The organism is Methylacidimicrobium tartarophylax, assembly GCF_902143375.2.
GTDB classification, from domain to species: domain Bacteria; phylum Verrucomicrobiota; class Verrucomicrobiia; order Methylacidiphilales; family Methylacidiphilaceae; genus Methylacidimicrobium; species Methylacidimicrobium tartarophylax.
Map to the genome: position 1 here is coordinate 1 of NZ_CABFVA020000049.1, position 3,837 is coordinate 3,837.

The 3,837-nt window shown below is 59.4% G+C and carries 4 protein-coding genes; all 4 read right to left on the bottom strand.

Features of this window, described 5'->3' with window-relative positions; genetic code table 11:
- Nucleotides 1-62 precede the first annotated feature (62 nt).
- Entirely contained in the window at nt 63-317 is a 255-nt protein-coding gene (locus MAMT_RS05015) for a hypothetical protein (protein WP_142659912.1), read from the bottom strand.
- 480 nt (nt 318-797) lie between these two features.
- A complete protein-coding gene (locus tag MAMT_RS05020; protein ID WP_142659913.1) occupies nt 798-2,060 on the bottom strand; it encodes a tyrosine-type recombinase/integrase in 1,263 nt (420 codons plus the stop codon).
- 313 nt (nt 2,061-2,373) lie between these two features.
- Nucleotides 2,374-2,955, bottom strand: coding sequence for an RloB domain-containing protein (locus tag MAMT_RS05025; protein WP_142659914.1), 582 nt, complete (start codon nt 2,953-2,955; stop codon nt 2,374-2,376).
- Nucleotides 2,952-3,837: AAA family ATPase (locus tag MAMT_RS05030; protein WP_142659915.1), on the bottom strand; the 886-nt coding region annotated here is incomplete at its 5' end. The genes MAMT_RS05030 and MAMT_RS05025, both read right to left, overlap by 4 nt.

Here is a 3,837-nt window from a genome sequence, read left to right on the forward strand (position 1 = left end):
TGCCCCGGGGCAAGGGCAACAACCCCAAAGGAAACAACAATCCAATATCCCGAGCGGTCAGATCACTTGTTACTAAAGCGGTCAGTTTGACATGTCTTCAACAGCTTATGGCGCCGGGCGAAGAGTTCCGCCTCGTCCCGGGTCGCAAAAAAGCGCCTGACCCTTTTCCCGTCCAGGTAGACTCCGGTCACGGTCCACGGCCTGCCGGGATTCTTGCCGGTCTCCTTGACGCGGAAGACCTCGATGTCCTTCTCGCGCGATCGGCGCGTCGGGCTGCGCAGGCGCGGCTTCTTATTTCGGATTTTCTCTTCGGCCACTAGCGTGATTTTGTGTGCGAAGAAGGTTAAGCGAGACCAGATGCCCGTAGGTGCGGGTATGGCCTATCCGGGTGAGCGGGTTAGGGATTTAATTGGGTGTTGTCGGGGAGTCTTCTGGTAGAGGCCAGAATCCGGATCCAGGCTCGCTGCCAAGGCATGCTCCTGCAGGGTGATTCCTGTTGGAACCCATGCCAGGATCGCGCAGGAGCGCGTTTCGGGGGCGGCAGTGGGGGGAGAAAAGATCCGACGGCTGCCGGTATCGCGTTCGTAGGGCCGTTTCCGTTCGATTTTTGGAGAGCCTCCATCGTCAACGCGAGCTGCAAGCGCCATGAAGGGCATCGGAAGGCGGGCGGCGGAGACGGTTCCTTTCCGCCGGCCGGCAACCGGGCACCATCGCCCCCGATTTGCGGTGCTTCCAGCAAGCCGGCACAACCCGACACGGAACCGGCTCCCGCCGGGCTTGATGCGGTTGATGGCGTTTCAGCGCCTGCCGGCGGCGATCGGGATCACGTTGGATGAGGCGGCAGGCGGGCGAATGGAGAAGTAGCGGTGGGCATCCTCCTGGCTTACCAGCGCCCGGTAGTGGCGGAAGACCAGCGCCGGCGACATATGGCCGAGTTCAAGGCTTACCCGGGGCGCATCGTTTGTGGCCGCTAGGCTGTAGCTCGCGAAGGAATGCCTCATGGCATTGGGCTTCCACTTCACTCCCGATGCGGCCAACACCTTCCCCAGGAACCTGCGGGCGTTGGGCGGGCGCACCGGGCCGGACTTCCTGTGGTAGGGCGCAATCCAGGCTGCCGCGTTTTCCGGGATCGGCACAACCCGCCTCGAAGCCGTCTTCGCAACGTCGGCCTCGATGCGGACCTTCTTGTCGTTGACGTGCTGCCAGTCGAGACGATCCAGCTCCGCCGTCCGAAGGCCGCAGAAGAGCCCGAGAGTGAGATAGGGAACCAGCGCGGGAGCGATTCGGCTTGCCGCCTCCAACAAGGCGCAGGATTCATCAGGGGTGAACGTTTCCGTCTTCGCCGGTTTCACGCGAGGGGCCGGGACATCCTCGATTATCCCTTTGGAACACCAGCCCATGCGCGCCGCATGATTGAGGAAGACGCCGAGCATGACGCGAATGTTGCGACGCCGTACCGGGCCGACCGGGAGGCTGCCGATCCAATCGGCGATGTCCTTCGGGGTAAGCGCGGCGACTTTTTTGCCGGCGAAGGCCTCGGAGAAGAGCCTCATGCATTGCTGAAGGTCGCTCAGATACCTGGGACGCGCGCCATCCGCCTCTTTAGCTTTGAGGAACAACTCGCTCGCCTCCTCCACCGTCTTGCTTTCGAGTTCCCGCTTCTTTTGTTCGGCCCACTCGCGGGTCACATCAATCACATTGTCCCCGCAGGATTGCAGGAGCCGCTTCGCTTCCACCCATTCCCTGACGGCGGCCAGGGGCTCGGTCTCGATGTCGGCGAGAAGCTCTCTCATCTTCGCCAAATCTTCGGCATCCCCGGGCTTTATCCCGAGAGCCCCCTCCCCGGCGATCCGTGCTCTCTGCTTCATCTCCCGGCAGGCAGCCTCGGCGGCATTCCAGGACGTGAAATAGCGCCTCTGGCGTTTCCACTCCCCGCCGTCTTCATCCTTGGCGGCGTATTCGAGGACATATCGGTAAACGCCGGCTTCCGGTTTCTTCCGGTCGATAGGAACCGGCGTGCTCAACTTTTTGATTCTCGGTGGCAGGGGTTCCTTCCTCATGCCCCTATCCGGCCATAACTGGCGAGAAACTGGCGAGAAGAAAATGGCGGGAAGCGTCGAATATCTGGTAGAAGCAGCTTGCTGCTCGGATTTCTAATCCGTTGGTCGCAGGTTCAAATCCTGCCGGGTGCGACTAGATCACAAGACGAAAGATTCCCTGGTAGAAGCCACAAGAAAGCTTCCTTCGTTACGAGCGGATAACCTCCTCCGCATTGGGTAATCCGCCCTGGTCACGGGCACGAGGAACGGCCATTGCTCACCGGCGGGTGGCTTCGCACGAGAGGGAGCGGAACCGAATCGGCAAGGGAGATGTCTACGCTCGGACCAAACCTATCTTCTCAAGCAGTGACTGGAGACAGGGGAGCTTGCCTGCCGCTCTCCTGACACCGTCCCAATCAATGCGTTTCTCAAGGTCTTTCCTGGCCATCGGCTTTTCGTATTCCGGCCACTTCTGTCTTAACCTCCGTTCGGCCTCTTCTGCCGTGGTGGGGTTTTGATCTTGGCAGCCGGGGAGATGGCGCAGCAGGAATCCCTCATGGTTTGGGTCTTGCCATAGAAGCAAAATTCCCTCCTTCTCGGCCAGTTCCCGGGCCTCTTTGGCCTTCTGCGGATTCTGGCTACAGCGGTCTTGATCCAAGAGGATTACTTTGTATGCAAAAGCGTTTCGACCCTCTTTTCGGACGTGTTTGCTTGCTTTTCTCACCAATTCCAATGGATCTCCGGCGCCCGGGTTGAGCCGATCCGCCTCTAGCCACAGGTCGAGCTTTTGTTCTTTGATGAACTCGTTGAGCAGTGCCACGTAGGCCTCTTCGCTTTTGCCCTCGCACCCTACATAAATCACCTTCTTCCGCCGCCGCGACAGCGACGGGCGCCGGCGGAGAGAGCGCTTCTTCATCCAATGTTGGGAAGCGCACCGTAGCTGCCGCTGCGATAGCCGCGAAAGAAGTTTTCGCCGCGACGGACATTCTTCACGTCGGCCAGCGGGAACACATCGGTGAAACCGTGACCATCCTTTTCACACAGGACGATCTCTTCTTTTTGAAGATCTGCGAGGAGGGCTGTGTTTTGGCAGGTGAAGAAGAGTTGGCCGTTTCGAGGATTTCTTTCCGGATCCCGGAACCAACGGAGAATTTCCTTTAGGATGTCCGGGTGGATCGAGGCGTCGAGCTCATCGAGGAGAGCGCAGCCCCCCGCTTGAAGCGCCCACCAGATGCGAGGGAAAGAGCGAAGGAACGACTGCGTCCCATGACTTTCGAAAATCCAAGGAATGGGTTCCTCCAGGCTGTCGTGGCAGAATTGGAAGAGATTTGTTCCTGGCGCCAACTTGATTTCGGCCAAGCCCAGATCCAGACGCCGCACGTCATGGTTGCAGGCATTGAGGAGCTCTTTTGACTGACGGAACTGGGTCGCAAGCTGATCGGGGGAGAGATCCTCTTTGTAGATCAAAAGATTAAAAAACACTTTTCGGAGTGCTTGTTGCACGGCAAGCGCCACCTCATGTCCGAATTGAGCATAAGTCGAGACGATGCTGACATCGGGGCGAAGCTTGGCCAGCCGTCCGAGGCCGCTCGGAGGGAAGAACCGGCTCCACTTGATGCTTTCCTTTTCCGCTCGTTCAAAGATGCGAAACCGCTTGCGGGCACGATGCGGGCGGAAGAAAAGGGTCTCCCATGTGACGGTGTCGGAACTCCCGCGTCGCGCGATTTCGAGCTCATATCGGTAGATTCCGGGACCAACCCTGCCATAGGTGGATGACGGAAAGAGTGGCTCCCCGCCG